The 16,390-nt window shown below is 67.1% G+C and carries 16 protein-coding genes; 8 read left to right on the top strand and 8 right to left on the bottom strand.

Annotated elements, in window-relative coordinates:
- Positions 1 to 62 precede the first annotated feature (62 nt).
- Positions 63 to 2,723: a glycosyltransferase 87 family protein gene (locus CGZ91_RS08490; protein ID WP_094454277.1), complete on the top strand. Its 2,661-nt coding sequence runs from the start codon at positions 63 to 65 to the stop codon at positions 2,721 to 2,723.
- 209 nt (positions 2,724 to 2,932) lie between these two features.
- Positions 2,933 to 3,694 (top strand): IclR family transcriptional regulator, encoded by a 762-nt coding sequence (locus CGZ91_RS08485; RefSeq protein WP_094454275.1) that lies wholly within the window; start codon positions 2,933 to 2,935, stop codon positions 3,692 to 3,694.
- A gap of 83 nt (positions 3,695 to 3,777) precedes the next feature.
- Here CGZ91_RS08485 and CGZ91_RS08480 read toward each other — a convergent pair whose 3' ends face one another.
- The 6 genes from CGZ91_RS08480 to CGZ91_RS08455 form a co-directional block, all read right to left on the bottom strand.
- Complete coding sequence (locus CGZ91_RS08480) at positions 3,778 to 5,061, bottom strand: TRAP transporter large permease (protein WP_094454273.1); 1,284 nt, start codon at positions 5,059 to 5,061, stop codon at positions 3,778 to 3,780.
- Positions 5,058 to 5,666 carry a TRAP transporter small permease gene (locus CGZ91_RS08475; RefSeq protein WP_094454271.1) on the bottom strand — a complete coding sequence of 203 codons (609 nt, stop codon included), beginning with the start codon at positions 5,664 to 5,666 and terminating at the stop codon, positions 5,058 to 5,060. Before CGZ91_RS08475 ends, CGZ91_RS08480 begins: the two co-directional genes overlap by 4 nt.
- Before the next feature lie 2 nt (positions 5,667 to 5,668).
- Positions 5,669 to 6,694 (bottom strand): TRAP transporter substrate-binding protein, encoded by a 1,026-nt coding sequence (locus tag CGZ91_RS08470; RefSeq protein WP_094454269.1) that lies wholly within the window; start codon positions 6,692 to 6,694, stop codon positions 5,669 to 5,671.
- A gap of 8 nt (positions 6,695 to 6,702) precedes the next feature.
- On the bottom strand, positions 6,703 to 8,316 hold the full coding sequence (locus CGZ91_RS08465; protein ID WP_094454267.1) for an acyl CoA:acetate/3-ketoacid CoA transferase: 1,614 nt from the start codon (positions 8,314 to 8,316) through the stop codon (positions 6,703 to 6,705).
- Complete coding sequence (locus CGZ91_RS08460) at positions 8,313 to 9,071, bottom strand: IclR family transcriptional regulator (RefSeq protein ID WP_094454265.1); 759 nt, start codon at positions 9,069 to 9,071, stop codon at positions 8,313 to 8,315. The genes CGZ91_RS08465 and CGZ91_RS08460 overlap by 4 nt, the downstream gene beginning before the upstream one ends.
- Before the next feature lie 197 nt (positions 9,072 to 9,268).
- Positions 9,269 to 10,228 carry an L-lactate dehydrogenase gene (locus tag CGZ91_RS08455; protein WP_094454263.1) on the bottom strand — a complete coding sequence of 320 codons (960 nt, stop codon included), beginning with the start codon at positions 10,226 to 10,228 and terminating at the stop codon, positions 9,269 to 9,271.
- Between the two features lie 208 nt (positions 10,229 to 10,436).
- Between CGZ91_RS08455 and rpsF the strand changes: the two genes are divergently transcribed.
- The 4 genes from rpsF (at position 10,437) to rplI (ending at position 12,189) form a co-directional block, all read left to right on the top strand.
- Positions 10,437 to 10,730 (top strand): 30S ribosomal protein S6, encoded by a 294-nt coding sequence (gene rpsF / locus CGZ91_RS08450; RefSeq protein ID WP_094451929.1) that lies wholly within the window; start codon positions 10,437 to 10,439, stop codon positions 10,728 to 10,730.
- Positions 10,731 to 10,877: 147 nt separating this feature from the next.
- Complete coding sequence (locus CGZ91_RS08445) at positions 10,878 to 11,402, top strand: single-stranded DNA-binding protein (RefSeq protein ID WP_094451930.1); 525 nt, start codon at positions 10,878 to 10,880, stop codon at positions 11,400 to 11,402.
- Between the two features lie 89 nt (positions 11,403 to 11,491).
- Complete coding sequence (gene rpsR / locus CGZ91_RS08440) at positions 11,492 to 11,728, top strand: 30S ribosomal protein S18 (protein WP_094451931.1); 237 nt, start codon at positions 11,492 to 11,494, stop codon at positions 11,726 to 11,728.
- Positions 11,729 to 11,742: 14 nt separating this feature from the next.
- A complete protein-coding gene (rplI, locus tag CGZ91_RS08435) occupies positions 11,743 to 12,189 on the top strand; it encodes a 50S ribosomal protein L9 (protein ID WP_094454261.1) in 447 nt (148 codons plus the stop codon).
- A gap of 211 nt (positions 12,190 to 12,400) precedes the next feature.
- On the opposite strand, the gene CGZ91_RS08430 is transcribed toward rplI, so the two are convergent.
- Complete coding sequence (locus CGZ91_RS08430; RefSeq protein ID WP_144276841.1) at positions 12,401 to 13,612, bottom strand: hypothetical protein; 1,212 nt, start codon at positions 13,610 to 13,612, stop codon at positions 12,401 to 12,403.
- 72 nt (positions 13,613 to 13,684) lie between these two features.
- Positions 13,685 to 14,503 (bottom strand): NAD-dependent protein deacetylase, encoded by an 819-nt coding sequence (locus CGZ91_RS08425; RefSeq protein ID WP_229116528.1) that lies wholly within the window; start codon positions 14,501 to 14,503, stop codon positions 13,685 to 13,687.
- A gap of 227 nt (positions 14,504 to 14,730) precedes the next feature.
- On the opposite strand from CGZ91_RS08425, the gene CGZ91_RS08420 reads away from it, so the two are divergent.
- Positions 14,731 to 15,477: a hypothetical protein gene (locus CGZ91_RS08420; protein WP_144276840.1), complete on the top strand. Its 747-nt coding sequence runs from the start codon at positions 14,731 to 14,733 to the stop codon at positions 15,475 to 15,477.
- 92 nt (positions 15,478 to 15,569) lie between these two features.
- Positions 15,570 to 16,376: a carbon-nitrogen hydrolase family protein gene (locus CGZ91_RS08415; RefSeq protein WP_094454253.1), complete on the top strand. Its 807-nt coding sequence runs from the start codon at positions 15,570 to 15,572 to the stop codon at positions 16,374 to 16,376.
- Positions 16,377 to 16,390: the final 14 nt, after the last annotated feature.

Here is a 16,390-nt window from a genome sequence, read left to right as displayed (position 1 = left end):
CGGCCCGGCACAATCGTGCTGGGCGGCTGCCGCCGTCACACCGGCGATGAGGAAGGTCAGCGGTGAACACCAGCGTTGAGGAGACGCCGACCGGCGACACCGCGACTGCCGACCAACCCGTACGCGCAGGGCGCTGGTCGGACACGCTGCCCGCCTTCATCGGTGGCCGGCTGGGGCGCTGGGGACGGCGCGGCGAACACGCCGGTGTCTGGTTCGACCCGATGCGGTGGGTGCTCCTGGCCGCCACCATCATCTGGCTGTGGGCCGTCACACGGCAGGAGAAGTGCCAGCTGCCCGGTTCCGACGTGTTCCGGGACGGGTGTTACAGCGACATCCCCAAGCTCTACCTCGACCGCGACATGGTCAACCAGGCACCGATGTCGCAGACGCCGTTTGAATATCCGGCGCTGACCGTGGCCTACGTCGAGCTCAACCGGCAGCTGACGGCGTTGTTCAGCGTATTCCTGCCCGGCACCCCGGGACCCGAAGCCCGTGCGCTGGAGATGTCGAACCTGTTCCTCGGCATCACCGCGGTCACGCTGTTTGCCCTGTTCCTTGGCCTGGTCTGGTCGATGGCACGCACCACGCGTGGCCGGGGCTGGGACACCATGATGGTCGCGGCCTCCCCGCTGGTGGCGCTGACCGGGCTGATCAACTGGGACTTGCTGGCGGTCTGCCTGACCTCGTTGGCGCTGCTGGCCTGGTCCCGCCGCAGCCCCTGGCTGGCAGGACTGCTGCTGGGGTTGGCCACCGCCGCCAAGCTCTATCCCTTGCTGATCCTGGGGCCGCTGCTGCTGTTGTGCCTGCGCGGCGGCCGGATGAAGGCGTACGGCTGGACGGTGCTCGGCGCCGCGGTCGGCTGGCTGGCCGGAAACATCTCCTACCTGGTCCTCAACTTCGAGGGCTGGCTGTACTTCTGGACCTTCAACGAGGGCCGCGGCCCTGACTTCGGTTCGCTGTGGCAGGCAATGACCCTGCAGGGCCAGGCCATCGCCAACCTCAACGGGCTGGCGATCGGCCTGATGGTCGCGGCCTGCATCGGGATCGCGGCGCTGGTGCTGTTCGCGCCGCAACGACCCCGGCTGGCGCAGGTCGCCTTCCTGGTCGTGGTGGCGATGTGTCTCATCAACAAGGTCTATTCCCCGCAGTACGTGCTGTGGTTGCTACCGCTGGCGGTCGCGGCCCGACCGAAGCTGCGCGATGTGGCGATGTGGCAGGTCGCCGAGGCGATCTATTGGGTTGCGATCTGGCACTACCTGGCCAACTGGTCCGATCCGGATCTGGGCCAGTTCGTCATCGACACCTACAGCCTCGCCATCGTGATCCGGGTCGCCGCACAGCTGTGGTTTGCCGGCCTGGTGGTCCGCGACATCCTCCAACCGATCCACGATCCGGTCCGGATCCCGCCGGCGCATGATCGGGGTCGCCTCATTGACGACCCGGCCGGCGGTGTCCTGGACGGCGCCGCGGATGTCGGCTGGTTCACCCGGTTGCGCACCGGGGCACTGCAGTCCTTCGCGATTCCGGGCACCCGGGCGTACGACCGGATCAATGACGTCACCACCGTCCGGTGGCCCGCCGCGACCGCGGTGCCGTGGCAGACGGTGCCGGGCTACACCCTGACACGGGACCCGTGGACCCGGCGCGGCCTGCAGTCGGTGCTGCTGGCCTGGATCGGTAGCCGCGGTCTGATCGTGGCGATCCTGGTGGTGATGGGGCTGATCACTGGCTCTTCGATCGGCACCATGCTGACGTACTGGGACGTGCAGCACTTCTTCGTCATCGCCCAGGAGGGGTACGCCGACCCCAAGGAGATGGCCTTCTTTCCCGGCCTGCCGATGATCATGGGGGCGTTGGCCCAGATCGGCATACCGATGCTGGTGACCGGGTTGGTGCTGTCGCTGGTCGGCTCCGCGGCGGCCGCGTTGGCGCTGCTGCGACTCGGCGGACCGGTGGCCGCAACCATGTGGTTGTTCGCCCCGGTGGCGGTCTTCACCGTGGTGCCCTACACCGAGTCACTGTTTTGCGCGTTGGCGTTCTGGGCCTGGGAGCGGGCACGCGCCGATCGCTGGATGCCGGCCGCGATCTTGGCGGCGCTCGCCTGCACGGTGCGTGTGTCGGGCCTGTTCCTGGTTGGGGCGCTGGGCATCATGGCGCTGACCTGGGCCGCGGTGCAGTGGCGAGAGCGGCTGCTGAAGCTGCTGTGGCTGGCGCTGCCGATCGCGGTGATCGCGGCGTACGTGATCTATCTGCACGGCCTGACCGGATCGTGGACGGCGTGGTTCTCGGCGCAGGAGGCCGGCTGGAACCGTGGCTTCCACTGGCCGTGGGAGGCCTTCGCGAACACGTGGCAGGCGATCCAGCCCGGTGCGTACGCCGATCGCGACGGCTGGGTGTGGATCTTCCGGGCCGAGATGCTCGCCTGGTTGGCGGGCATCGCGGTCACCGTGTGGTGCTTGCGCCGCAAGATGTGGGCGGAGGCGTCCTGGGTGGCGGTGCAGGTGTTGGCCTTCGCGTTGTCCTTCTGGTTCCAGTCGGTGCCCCGCGCGGTGCTGTTGTGGTTCCCGTTCTGGATGATGATGGCGTCCTTCTGGGAGCGCAAGCCGCGGGATCGTGACGCCGCCGAAGTGCAACTGTGGTCCAAGCGGGCCTTGATCGTGCTCGGTCTGTTTGTCATGATGTGGTGGACCCGGCAGTTCTTCATGGGCGGCTGGGCCAGCTAACGAAAATTGGGACACACTGTTTCTTGGTGTTTCAGACCTTCGAAGTGTGCCAGACTTCCTCCAGAGCGGTGGCTTTTTCGGTGCATCACCGCGCCGGATGGTGTGTCATCGTGTCGAGCCACCGGCTCCCGATAGCGTTTCGCACAGTGTCAGCGAACCGCCAGGAGCGGGGCTGGTGGCCGTAATGCCAATGAGCAGAAAGGCGAGTCATGAGCGAGCGAAACATGTTGGGCAAGGGACTCGATGTCCTGTCCCATCTGGTCGACCACCCCGATCGTCCGATGGGAGTGAGCGAAGTCGCGCGCGCCGTCGGTGTCCCCGTCAGCACGGCCCACCGTCTCCTTGCCACGCTGGTGCGGCAGGGCTGGGTGGCGCGGACGGAGCAGGGATCGGGCTACCGACTGGGTTCCTATGTCCTGAAGGCTGCGGATTCGGTGCACGAGGCCTTTGGCTTCAACGACATCCACACCGTGCTGTTGAACCTGAGTGACAAGGTGCGCGAGACCGCGCTGCTGGGCACCCTGATCGGCGGCGAATTCATTTACCTCGACCTGGTGCACGGCCCGGGCGAGCTGAGCGTCCGCGGCAGCATGGGCCAGCGTGGCCCGCTGCACGCCACCGCGATCGGCAAGGCGCTGCTCGCGGGTCTGCCGACGGTACGCCGCAACGAACTGATCGACTCGCTGGACTACGAGAAGTTCACCCGCAACACCATTGGCGATGCCGCCGCGCTGCGCAGCGAGGTGGAGCAGGTGTCCAGCCGTGGCTACTCCATCTCCTCCGACGAGTACGAGGACGGCGTCACCTCCATCGGCATCGGCGTCGAGCTGGATCATGACCCGGGCGGTCACTACGCCATCTGCGTGGCGGCCCCGACCCAGCGCACCGCCGGTAAGACCGTCAACCGCTTCCACGACGCGCTGGTGACGGCCAAGAAGCACCTCAAGGTTGCAGGCGTCAGCCCTCGCTGAGACTCTCCCCGGTCAGTGACCGGAACATGACAGTGGGCCCGGAGCAATGCTCCGGGCCCACTTGTCTGTCACTCAGGCGCTGATCAGCCGCCGAGGGTTTCGGGCAGCCAGGTGATGATCTCCGGGAAGATCAGACACAACACGATCACGCCGAGGATGACGCCCGCGAAGGGCAGCATCGGCTTGACGGCCTTGACGACCGGGATCTTGCCGATCGAGGCAGCCACCAGCAGACAGATGCCGACCGGCGGGGTGATGAGGCCCAGCGACAGGGTCAGCACCGCGACGATGCCGTAGTGGACCGGATCGACGCCGGCCATCTCCACCGCCGGGGCCATCACCGGGATCATGATCGCCATGGCCGGCAGCGCGTCCATGAACAGACCCAGGATGAAGAACACCACGGTGATGACCGACAGCACGGCCCAGCCGGGCACCGACTCGACGGCACCCTGGAAGAGCAGCGGCACCCGATAGACCGTCAGGACGTACGCCAGCACCGACGCCGCCGCCAGCGCAAACAGCGTCTGCGAGGTGAGCTTGGCCGACGACACCAGCACCTTGCCCAGCTCTCGCCAGGTCACAGAGCGATAGACCACCAATGCCAGGAACAGGGCGTACGCCACGGCCAGCAGGGCCGCCTCGGTGGCGGTCACGATGCCGAGACGGAAGCCACCCAGCACGATCACGATGATGCCGAGCGAGGGCAGCGCCTTGACGAAGGTGCGGCCCAGCTCCTTGGCGTCGAACGAGTCGTCCTTGGGGAAGTTCTTCCGACGGGCCACCAGCCAGGCCACCACCATCATGCCCACGCCCATCAGCAGGCCGGGCACGATGCCACCCAGGAACATGGCGCCGATGGAGGTGTTGGTGAGCGATCCCCACACGATCAGCTGGATGCTGGGCGGGATGATCGAACTCATCACGGCCGAGGCCGCGGTGACGCCGACAGCGAAGGCGGCCGGGTAGCCACGCTTGACCATCTGCGGGATCAGCACGGTGCCGGTGCCGGCGACGTCAGCGGTCGAGGACCCGGACATGCCGGAGAAGCCGATCGAGACGCCGACGTTGACGATGCCCAGGCCACCGCGAATCCAACCGAACATGGCACGGGCCAGGTCGATCAGCCGGTCGGTGACGCCGGAGGCCACCATGATCGATGCTGCGAACACGAAGAACGGGACTGCCAACAGGATGAAGGAGTCCAAACCGGCGTACATGCGCTGCACCACCAACTCGGTGCTGAAGCGGGCATCGAGCAGGATGAAGGGCAGGCAGGCCAGGATCAGGCCGAAGGCGATCGGCACCCGCAGGATGCAGGCAAGGATGAAGACGCCGATGATGACGGCGAGGATGATGCCAGTCACTTCGCGCTCCCTTCAGGGCTGTTCTTGCCGGTGGTGGCAGTGGCGGAATCGACGTCGGACTCGACCGCGGAGGAGTCATCTTCGTCGTCGCCCTGGGCCGCCTCGACAACCCCGGCCTCGGTGAGGTTGGCGCCTGACAGGGACGGATCCTTCATGGCCTCCCACCAGGCTGCGATCGCGAACACCGCCATGAACGGGCTCGCGACCAACGGGGCGGCGAAGCTGTAGACCAGCGACAGGCCCGAGGTGGTCGAGATCCGGTCCAGACCGGTCTGGGTGAAGCCGATGCTGCCCACGAACAGCGTCACCGAGATCGCCACCAGGGCGACCATGGTGAAGGTGGCGAAGATCCGCTTCAGATTGTCGCTGGCGCGCTCGGGCACCAGGTCGATGATGAAGTGCTCGCCGGTACGAATGCTCGCGGCGGCACCCATGAAGACCAACCAGACCAGACACATCCGGGCGATCTCCTCGGTCCACAGGGCCCGCGGGATGAAGGGCACGTAGCGGCCGACGATCTGGTAAGCGACCACCAACGTGGTGATCGCCAGGGCCGCGGCAGCGACTGCCACGACACCCTTGTGCAGGTAAGAGACGATGCGCATGGTCAGCTCCCCGGTCGCAGGTCGATGATCTGTTCGAGCACGTCGGGGATGCCCCACTGCTCGGCGTACCGCTGCCAGACCGGTTGGACGCTGTCCAACACAGGCGCGGTGTCGACCGGCGTCACCACGATGCCGTCCCGGCCAGCCAGGTCGCCCAAGATCGAGTCGTCGATCTCTGCCTCGTGCCGGCGCTGGTATTCGCCGGCTTCGGCTCCCGCCTCCATCACCAGCGCACCGAGCTCGGGGCCGAGCTTGTCAATGGTGCGCTGAGAGATGATCAGCGGCCGGATGGTGACCTCGTGGTTGGTCTGCAGGATGTGGGGCGCAGGCTCGTAGAACTTCTGGCTGTCGATGAAGACCGGCTCGTTGTCAGCACCATCGACCACCCCCTGCTGCAGGGCGTTGTAGAGCTCGTTGTACGCCACCACGCTCGGCTGGACGCCCACCGCAGCGGAGAACGAGTCTGTCAGTACCGCCGAGGGCTGCACCCGGAACAACCGTCCGCGAATGTCATCCAACGTGGTGGCCGGCTGGGTGAAGAACATCTGCCGGAAGCTGCCTCCGAAGTAGGTCAGCGGCAGGGTCTTCGTACGCTCGGTGAGCAGGCCGGCGAGCCGTTCGGCGATGCCGCCGGTCAGCAGTGCGTCGCGCTGATCCCGGTCGATCACCAGGAATGGCATCGACAGGATGCTCATCTCCGGGGAGAACTCGGCGATCGAGCCGGGCGCGACGATGCCGATGTCGAGGGTGCCGGTGATGAGTCCCTGGAACATCTCCGTCTCAGTGCCCAGGGCCGCGTTGGGGTGCGCGTCGACGCGTACCCGGCCGCTGGTCTTCTCGGCGACCAGCTCGCCGAACTTCGTCAGACCTTTGTCGAACGGCGTACCGGCGGCAAGCTGGTGGCCACCGAGCAGCACGTGCTCAGCGCCCTCGTTGAGGGCATCGCTGACTCCACACGCCGATGCGGTCAGTCCGAGACCGGTGGCCAGGCCGAGGCCCAATACCGATCTGCGAGACGTCTTTGTCATGGCGAGAATCACCCCTTCTGGGTCGGGTTGGATGGGTTGGGTTGGTTGCTCGTGGTTGAGGGTCGAGCTGGTGGGGGTGAGAAGAACTTCGGGTCCATCTGCCTGATCGGGTCTGCCAGGATCGGCTGGAAGCCGAGTTGGTCCAAAACATCCCGCTGCAGGTCGATGCCGGGCGCCACCTCGATCAGCTCGATGCCCTCGGCGACCAGCCGAAAAACGGCGCGTTCGGTGACGTAGAGAACCTCTTGGCCGAGCTCGCGGGCCCGGTCAGCGGAGAAGGTGACCTGGGTGACCTGGGGCACGAACTTCTTGATCTTGCCCTCGGTCAGCACTTCCATCCGGCCATCACGGATGTCGAAGCGGGCACCGACGGCGGTCAGCGAGCCGCAGAAGACGACCCGCTGGGTGCCTTGGGAGATGTTGATGAATCCGCCGGCGCCGGCGATGCTGCCCTGGTAGCGACTGGCGTTGACGTTGCCGTTCTGGTCCACCTCGGCCATCCCCAGGAAGGCGATGTCGAGGCCGCCACCGTCGAAGTAGTCGAACTGGTAGGGCGCATCGATGCTCGCCGCGGCGTTGTAGGAGGCGCCGAACTCCAGGCCGCCGGCCGGAACGCCGCCGATCTGGCCGTGCTCGACGGCGAACGCGAGGGTGCGGTCCCAGCCCTGTTCGGCTGCGATCTGTGCCACCCCGTCGGGCATCCCGACGCCGAGGTTGACCATCGAACCGGGCTGGATCTCGGCCGCGGCCCGTTCGGCGACGACCCGGCGCGGCCCCGCCGGCAACTGCGGCAGGCTGCCGGCCGGCACTCGGGCACCGGAGAAGCCGGGCTCCAGCCAGCGCACTGCGGTCTGGGGTTGGTCGGGGACCACGGCGATGCCGTCGATCACGCCGCCCGGCACGCGTACGGTCTGGGGCGGCAGCGAGTAGGCCTCCGCGAGGTACTTCACCTGCACGAAGACCTTGCCGCCGCGGGACTTGACGGCCTGGGCGATGGCGAAGGCCTCCAGCATCGCCGGCTCCTCGCCGAAGGAGAGGTTGCCCAGCTCATCGGCGGTGGTGGCGCGCAGGAAGGCGACGTCCAGGTCGGGGGCGTGATAGAAGAGCTGCTCCTGGCCGCCCAGCTTGATGACCTCGACGATGTCCTCGGTGGTGCGGGCGTTCAGCTTGCCGCCCTCCAGCCGCGGGTCCACGAAGGTGCCCAGACCGACCGGTGTGATGAGTCCGGGGCGACGGCCGCCGGTGTCGCGCATCAGCTGGGAAATGACACCCTGAGGGAGGTTGTACGCCTCGATGAGCTCTCGCTCGGCGAGGTCGACCATGGCGGGTGCCATGCCCCAGTGGCCGCCGACGGCGCGGCGGACCAGTCCCTCCAGTGCCAGGAAACCGACCCCGGTGGTGTCCCGGTCACCGACACCGCTGCAGTGCCAGATGGTCAGGTCGCGTGGGTCACCGTCGGCCAGGAAGCGTTCCCGCAGCGCCAGCAGCAAGGCGCTGGGCTCCTGCAGGCCACCGCCGGAACCACCGACGAACAGGGTGTCGCCGGTGGTCACCTGGGCGGCGACCTCGGCCGGGGTGAGGATCGGCTTGACCCCCCAGCGCGCTGTGGCAACAGCGGTCATCGGGTGGCTCCCTCAGGGCTGGCCCGCATGCTGCGCTGCGTCTCGACCAAGGCCTGGTGCAGCGCCGGGATCCGCTCAGCGGTGACCCGCTGGGCCGGGGCCGAGATGCACGCGGCGTACGCCCCCTCCTGGTCCAGAGCGAGCGGGATGGCGATCGAGATGACGCCCTCCTCGTATTCCTCGCGGGCCAGGGCGTAGCCGCGGCTCATGCTGAGCTGCAGCTCGGCGCGCAGGTCACGGTGATCGGTGATGGTGTTCTCGGTGTACTCGGTGAGCTCGAGCTGGTCGATGAGCTGCTCCCGGCGCACCGACGGCAGCGCGCACAGCAGCGCCTTGCCCGTCGCAGTGCAGTGGAGCGGGCCACGCTGGCCGGGGCTGCCCTTGATGCCGAGCAGGCCGGGACCGTGGACGACGTCGAGGTAGATGAACTCGCCGCCGATGACGGTGCCCAGGATCGCGGTCTCGCCGGTGCGCTGCGCCAGCGATGCGAGGGAGGCGTGCAGGTCCGGCAGGCCCATCGCGGTGTGGAGGGCGTCGGCGGCGCGCAGGACCTGCGGGCCGAGGCGGTACTTGGTGCTGCCTTCGCTCCGGGCAGCCCAGGATGAGGCGACCAAGGTCGCGAGCAGGCGGTGCGCGGTGCTCACCGGAACCCCCACGGCATTGGCGACTTCGGTGACGCCGCAGCCCCGGTCAGAGTGCTCGACGAGGTACTGGAGGATCTCCAGTCCCTTCCCCAACATGTTGCGCTGTCCCATAGTGCGGGAGCTCCTTCCGTTCAACGGTAGAAGGAACCTAAGTGGGTGTCTCTGGGAATGTCAAGGGGTGATGTGAAACGTGTCTGCGTTGTGACGTTTGGGGCGCGAAGTGGGACGTTCTTGTCCGGTGGCGGCCGCCCGCAGCTGCGAGTCTGCTGTCGGAACTGGCCGGTGTGCACCCTGAGCTGGGCTCGGCGTCAGCCCAGCTCGGCGTCAAACGGTGCGCAGCCGTGGCGTACCGCTGCGGCCGAGGCGCGAAACAGGGTGCGTTCCTGCTGGGACATCGGGATCTCCAGCACATCGATGACGCCGCCGCGGCCCACCACGCTGGGCACCGAGAGGGCGACATCGCTGACGCCGCGGTAGTCCTGCAGCACGCTGGAGACCGGCAGCACCACCCGCTGGTCGCCGATGATGGCCTCGATCAGTCGGGCGCCGGCCAGCCCGATCGCATGGTTGGTGGCGCCCTTGCCTTCGATCACCTCGTACGCGGCGCGCACGACCGAGGTCGCCAGTCGGTCCAGTGAGGTGTCGGTGAACACGGGCTCGCCGCCGACCAGCCAGTCCCGGATCGGGGTTTGCCCGATGGTGGCACCGGACCAGACCGGAAACTCGCTGTCGCCGTGTTCACCCAGCATGATCGCGTGGACGCTGCTCTGGTGCACTCCGGCGACCTGGGCGATCAGCCGCCGCAGCCGGGAGGTGTCCAGCAGGGTGCCGCTGCTGATCACCCGGCCCGGTGCCAGTCCGGTGATCTTCTGGGCAGCCCAGGTGAGGACATCGCAAGGATTGGTCACCAGAACAACAACGGCGTCGGGCGCATGACGGACCAGGCCGGGCATCAGGTCGTTGAGAATCGCGACATTGGCTGCCGCCAGGTCCATCCGGGTCTGCCCCGGCTTCTGGCGGGCGCCGGCGGTGATGACAACGACGTCGGCACCGCTGACCACGCCGATGTCGGAACTGCCCTCCAGTCGCGAGACCGGGGTGAACTGGGCGCCGTGGACCAGGTCCTTCGCCTCAGCGACCACCTTGGCCTCATTGGTGTCATAGAGGGCGATCTCGTGGACCGAGCCACGGATCTGGCAGGCGTACGCCAGCGAACTCCCGACGGCACCGGCGCCGACGATCGCGAGCTTGGGGGATGTGGTGCTCATGGCGCCTCCTTCGGGGGTGTGGGGCCAGCCTTGCACATCGACCGTTCGCCCCGGTCGGCGGCGCGATTGTGGCTGGTGGCCCCCGGCAGGTAAGCTTCGGTGTTGGCCGTCGCGGTTCACTTGGAAATCGATGGACGGCCGAGGCATTTGCCCTCCTGCCACGGGATCGTCCCGTGGCCGCTGAGCCCACAGGAGGTGGAGTACGCACATGCGTAAGTACGAAGTCATGGTGATCGTCGACCCGGTTGTCGACGAGCGTCAGGTCCAAGGCCTGCTCGAGAATCACCTGAAGGTCATCACCGAATCCGGCGGCACCGTCGATGAACTCAACATCTGGGGTCGTCGCAAGCTGGCCTACGAGATCGACAAGAAGCCCGAGGGCGTCTACGCGGTCATCGAGCTCACCTGCGAGCCCGACGCCGTGAAGGAGCTCGATCGCTTCTTCCGGATCAATGAGCAGATCATGCGCACCAAGGTGCTGCGCCCCGAGCTGCACAACTGATCTGAGCTGCACCGCTGCCAGTTGTCCACAGGACATCGGGCGGTTCCGAAAAAAGTTCACGTGGGTTGTGGACAACTCCACTACATCGATTCAGCTTGTCGGTGGGACGTGGCACGCTGATCCAAACCCGAACAGACGGAGAACACCATGGCAGGCGAACCCATCATCACGTTGGTCGGCAACCTCACCGCCGACCCCGAACTCCGCTTCACCCCCTCGGGGGCACCAGTGGCCAACTTCACCGTGGCCTCGACGCCGCGCACCCAGGATCGCCAGTCCGGCGAGTGGAAGGACGGCGAGGCGATGTTCGTCCGCTGTTCGGTGTGGCGCCAGTACGCCGAGAACGTCAGCGAGTCCCTCACCAAGGGTGCCCGCGTGATCGTTCAGGGCCGGCTGCGGGCCCGTAGCTGGGAAACCCGCGAGGGTGAGAAGCGCACCGACTTCGAGCTCGACGTCGATGAGATCGGCCCGGCGCTGCGGTACGCCACGGCGAAGGTCACCAAGACCTCCGGCGGTGGTGGCGGCGGCGACTGGGGCGGTGGCTCCGGTGGCGGCGGCAACTCCGGCGGTGGTTGGGGCGGTGGCTCCGGCAACGGCGGAGGCAACCCGCGCCAGCAGCCCAGCGATGACCCGTGGGGCAACCAGCAGCAGAGCAGCAACCCGCCCTTCTGATTTCACCGACGGGCACCCGACCGGTGGTCACCATCCAACCCATCAGGCACATTCCGGTTCACGCCGGGCTCACGAAGGAGAGCACCACAATGGCCGCACAGCGCAAGCCTGTGATGAAGAAGAAGATCGCTCCGGTCAAGTCCACCCGGATCGATCACGTCGACTACAAGGACACCGCAACCCTGCGCAAGTTCATCTCCGAGCGGGGCAAGATTCGCGCCCGTCGCGTGACCGGCCTGTCCGTCCAGGACCAGCGCAAGGTCGCCATCGCGATCAAGAACGCCCGTGAGATGGCCCTGCTGCCCTACACCTCGACCACCCGCTGAGGAAGGAACGAAGAATGAAGCTCATCCTCACTGCCGCAGTCGAGAAGCTGGGGCTGGCCGGCGACGTGGTGGAGGTCAAGGACGGCTACGGCCGTAACTTCCTCCTGCCGCAGGGCTACGCGATTGCGTGGACGCGTGGCGCAGAGAAGCAGATCGAGGGCATCAAGCGGGCGCGTGACGCCCGTGAGGTCCGCGATGCCGAGCATGCACAGGAGCTGCGGGACCAGCTCGAGGAGCTGTCGGTGAGCATCACCGCCCGCACCTCCGAGTCGGGGCAGCTCTTCGGTGCCGTCACCGCCAATGACGTGGTGCAGGCTGTCCGCAAGGCCGGTGGCCCGGCCTTGGATCGCCGCTCGATCGAGTTCAGCAAGCCGGTCAAGAACACCGGCGAGCACGTCGTGGGCATCAAGCTCCACGACTCCGTCAACGCGCACCTCCGCGTCGAGGTCGTTGCCGCCTGATCCCAGGCAGACTCGAGAACGGGGCGTACCGATTGGTACGCCCCGTTCTCTGTGTCTGGATCCAGCCGGGGGTAGGTGCCCGCGTACGCGAGCCACCCGCGTACGCGCTGGAGCCGCGCTGACCGTGCGATAACGACGGTAACTTCGGGCACTGTGCGTCTGACGTGCAGAACGGCGGGAATCACCGTCGTTTCTGCACGCGTACGCCTGCTCAGACGGGGAGCTGCAGGTCGCCGATGGCGTACGCCGTGATCCGCCGGGTGCCGCGCGAGTCCTCGACGAAGACCAGGTGGGTCGGGGTCACAATCGGCGCATCGGACAGTCCGGTGAGGTGGACCGCCGGCTGGCCGATCGTGGTGAGATAGACCTCGTTGTGTCGGACTGAGAAGACCGTGCCGTCCGGGGTGACGGATGAGACCTGCGCGCCCGGCGGGATCCACCGGTCCAGGCACACCGTGCGGCCGAGCTCGGGCAGGTGCACCAGATTGCCGCTGATGACCTCGCCACCGAGGCCCACCATCAGCATCTCGGACAGGCTGCAGGCGCCGGTGGTCTCTGCTCGGACCCGGCCGTCCCAGCCGGTCACCAGGAGTCGGCGACCATCGGGCAGTTCCTCTGCTACGAAGGTGTCGCCGCCCCAGACCAGCCAGCTGGGATCCTCGGCCACCATGGTGTCGCCGACGAAGATCCACTCGTGATCGCCGAGTTGCAGCCGGGACCAGACCGGCTGGCCGGCGACCGCCCCAAGGATCGACGAACCGGGCGGGTAGGCCCCGGCCCAGCTCTCAACCGGATTGAGGTCGGCGTCGAGGTGGGCCATGAACGAGATGGCATTGGAGTCGGCCGGGCCGCTGAAGTAGCCAACCAGGGTGGAGTGAGTCCAAGCGGACTCGCCGGCCACGACGCTGGTGACGATGGTGCCGCTCCTGCCACTGTCGAGCTCGAACCAGGTGATGTCGCTGACCAGTTCGGCCCAGACGGTGTCGTCAGGCTCACCCACGCCCCACCAGATCGCCACGACGCCGAGCCCGGAGTCCACGCTGGTGCGTAGGGTCAGGCCCTCCCGATCAGCCAGGCCGGGCACCTCGGCCCGCCACCGCTGGTGGCCGTCCCAACCGGTCATCTCGACCACCAGGTCGCGGCCCCGGCCCGGGTCAGTGACGTGCACGATGCCGTCGGCAGCGACATGAGTCGCCATGGACGAAACCTCGATCTCGAGGGAGGGTGCGCTCAGGCCGAGATCGGCCGGCGCCAGGGTGTCGCCGGTCGGCGCCACGCCGGGCCAGGACAGGGAGCTGAAGTCGCGCGACGTGGTGAAGGGAAGTGTCGGCGTACAACCGGTCGTGAGGACGATGGCGAGGGCCGCGATCACGGCCAGACAGCGGCGGCCTCGGCGGCCTGCCCACCCACGGAGCTGAGTCATGGCAGCAGTGTCCCTACGGGTGGAGGGTTTGGGAATCCCAGTGGCCGAAAATCAGGTTGAGAGTTGAGACTTTCAGTCCTGCAGAAGTTCCGCGGCGGCGCCCAGGGCGGGTGACAGCGGGGCGTTGAGGCGGCGTACGCCCAGCTCGTCGGCTCGGGTCGAGCCCACCGTCCAGACCGCTACCGGCAGCTCCCGGGCGACCGCCCGGCGGACAAATCGCAGCCCGCTCATCACGGTCAGGCTGGAGCCGAGCACCAGCAGCGCCTCGGCGTCGGCGACCAGCTGATAGCAGTGATCGACGATCGGCCGGACCACCCCTTCGCCGAAGAAGACCACATCGGGTTTGAGCTGGTCCTCACCGCACCGCCAGCAGCGTGGCGAGACAAAACGATCCACGTCGATCTGTTCCAAGGAGACGTCTCCGTCGGGCCGGATCTCGCTGGTGGTGGGGTGGAAGTCGGGGTTGGCGTCGGCGATCCGGGCGTCGAGTTCGGTACGCGGCAGGTCAGCCCCGCAGCTGAGGCAGATCACCCGGGCGAGGCTGCCGTGCAGTTCGACCACGTCACGCGAACCCGCGGCCTGGTGGAGGCCGTCGACGTTCTGGGTGATGATCGGTCCGGTGACCCCGGCGCGCTGCAGGTCGGTGACGGCGAGGTGGCCGGCGTTGGGCCGGGCGCTGGCGAAGTTGCGCCAGCCGATGAAGGAGCGGGCCCAGTAGCGTTGCCGGGCGCCGGCCGAGCCGCGGAACTCCTGGATGGTCATGGGTTCGATCCGACGCTTCTGGTCCGGCCCGCGATAGTCGGGGATGCCGGAATCGGTCGACATGCCGGCGCCGGTGAGGACCAGCCAGCGACGCCCGGTCAACAGGTCGGCGACGTCGGAGGGGTCCACATCGTCATCGTAGGCGTACTGCAATCTCCCCGACAGTTGTCTGGGTCTGTCGGTGTCAGGTGAGATTCTTGTCTCGGGCATCAGGCTTTGATTGGAGACACATGAATGATCGGTACACGCCGCTCAGCGTTAGAACGAGCTCGGACCCGCAGACGACGAGAGCGTGGGATGTGCTCTTTCCCGGCATCCCGGGCCACCTCCGCCCGTCGGTGGACAGGTGGATCCAGATGATGATCGTTCAGTATCCCGACACTGTCGGAGTATGCCAGCGGGCACTCCGTTATACGGTGCCGGGTCAGATGACAGCGGAGGGGGCGCTGAAGCGCCACGCATCGGCATCTGGCGAGAACACCCTCGACGTCCTCGACGTGCTGATCAATTATCTCGGTCAAGTGAACCGGGCAGACTCTTATCGTGCGGCTGATGCCAGTCACCGCTTCGAGGACCTGAAGATAAGTCTCCACGAAGCAGACTCAGCATGGACCCTTACGAAGCGGCCCAGATGGGGACTGGTACAGCTGGTTGATGCGACGGCGACCAGTGCCTTTGAGCGCACTCGGGACGAAGGCGGTGACGCCGCATGGCTTCTGGCGCAGGCTTGGGAAGCGACCTTCCGCCAGCAGCCCGACTACCTCACGGCATACGCACGGATCGTGCAGTCAATCGAGGCCGTGGCGCTTCCTATCCTCAGTCCGAATGACGCGTCCGCGACGCTTGGTAAGGCGATCAACAACCTCAGCAACTCAGCTGAAAAGTGGACAGTCTCCTCCTTGGATGACAGAGGACAAGCCTCCGCTGCGACATTGCTCGCGATACTAAGGACTGTCTGGGAGAACCACCAGCGGCACTCCTCGAACGACGGCAAAGCACCAGAGCCCCCGGACCCGAACGAGACTGAAGCAGTTCTGTTCCTCGCCGTAACCGTCGTCCAGTGGTTTCAGCGAGGCTTCGTCCGGCCCAAGCTCGGCTACTAGGGGTCGCCTCGCGCCTTTTGCGACTGTATGATCGTTGCCTGGGTGGCGTACGCCGCAACTGGTCATCGTAGGCCGCGCACTACCCTCGGGGCATGCGCGTGTGCCTTGGACAGATCACCGCCGACCAGGATCCGGAGCTGAACCTGCGGCTGGTGGCCGATCAGGCGACCGCTGCGGCCGAGCAGGGTGCGGACTTGCTGGTGTTGCCGGAGGCCACCATGGCCAGCTTCAGCGCGGCGCCGCGCCGAGCCGCCGAACCGGAGGGCGGGCCGTGGTCACAGGCGGTCGCCGAGGTCGCCCGGAAAGCTGGGCTGACCATCGCCGTCGGGATGTTCACCTGGCCGGACGAGCCAGCGGCCAACGACCGCACGACCAACGACCAACGGGTACGCAACACCCTGCTGGTCACCGACGGGACTGAGCACCGCAGCTATCACAAGCGTCACCTCTACGACGCCTACGGCTTCACCGAGTCCCGCACCGTCGCACCCGGCGACGACCTGCTCGTCACCGAGATCGCCGGCGTCGGGGTGGGCGCGGCGATCTGTTACGACCTCCGCTTCAGTGCGCATTTCCTGGCCCTGGCCGATGGCGGCGCGAGAGTGATCATCGTTGCGGCGTCGTGGGCAGCCGGCCCCAACAAAGCAGACCAGTGGCGTACGCTCGCCCGCGCCCGAGCCATGGACAGCACCTGTTGGGTGCTGGCCTGCGGCCAGTCGGCCCCCGCTCAAGCGTCCGGACCGGTGCCGCTGGGGGTGGGCGGCTCCTTGGTCGTCGACCCCTACGGGAACGTCGTGGCCGAGGCCGCCGCCAGCCCGGAGCAACTCGTCGTCGACCTGGACCTCGGCTTGGTCGACCGGGCCCGGGACGAGGTCCCAGTGCTGGCCAACCGACGCTGACGATCCGGCCAGCA

It is taken from the genome of Parenemella sanctibonifatiensis, assembly GCF_002250565.1.
Taxonomy (GTDB): domain Bacteria; phylum Actinomycetota; class Actinomycetes; order Propionibacteriales; family Propionibacteriaceae; genus Parenemella; species Parenemella sanctibonifatiensis.
The sequence above is the reverse complement of the archived record's forward strand: the minus strand, read 5'-3'. Positions and strand labels throughout refer to the sequence as shown.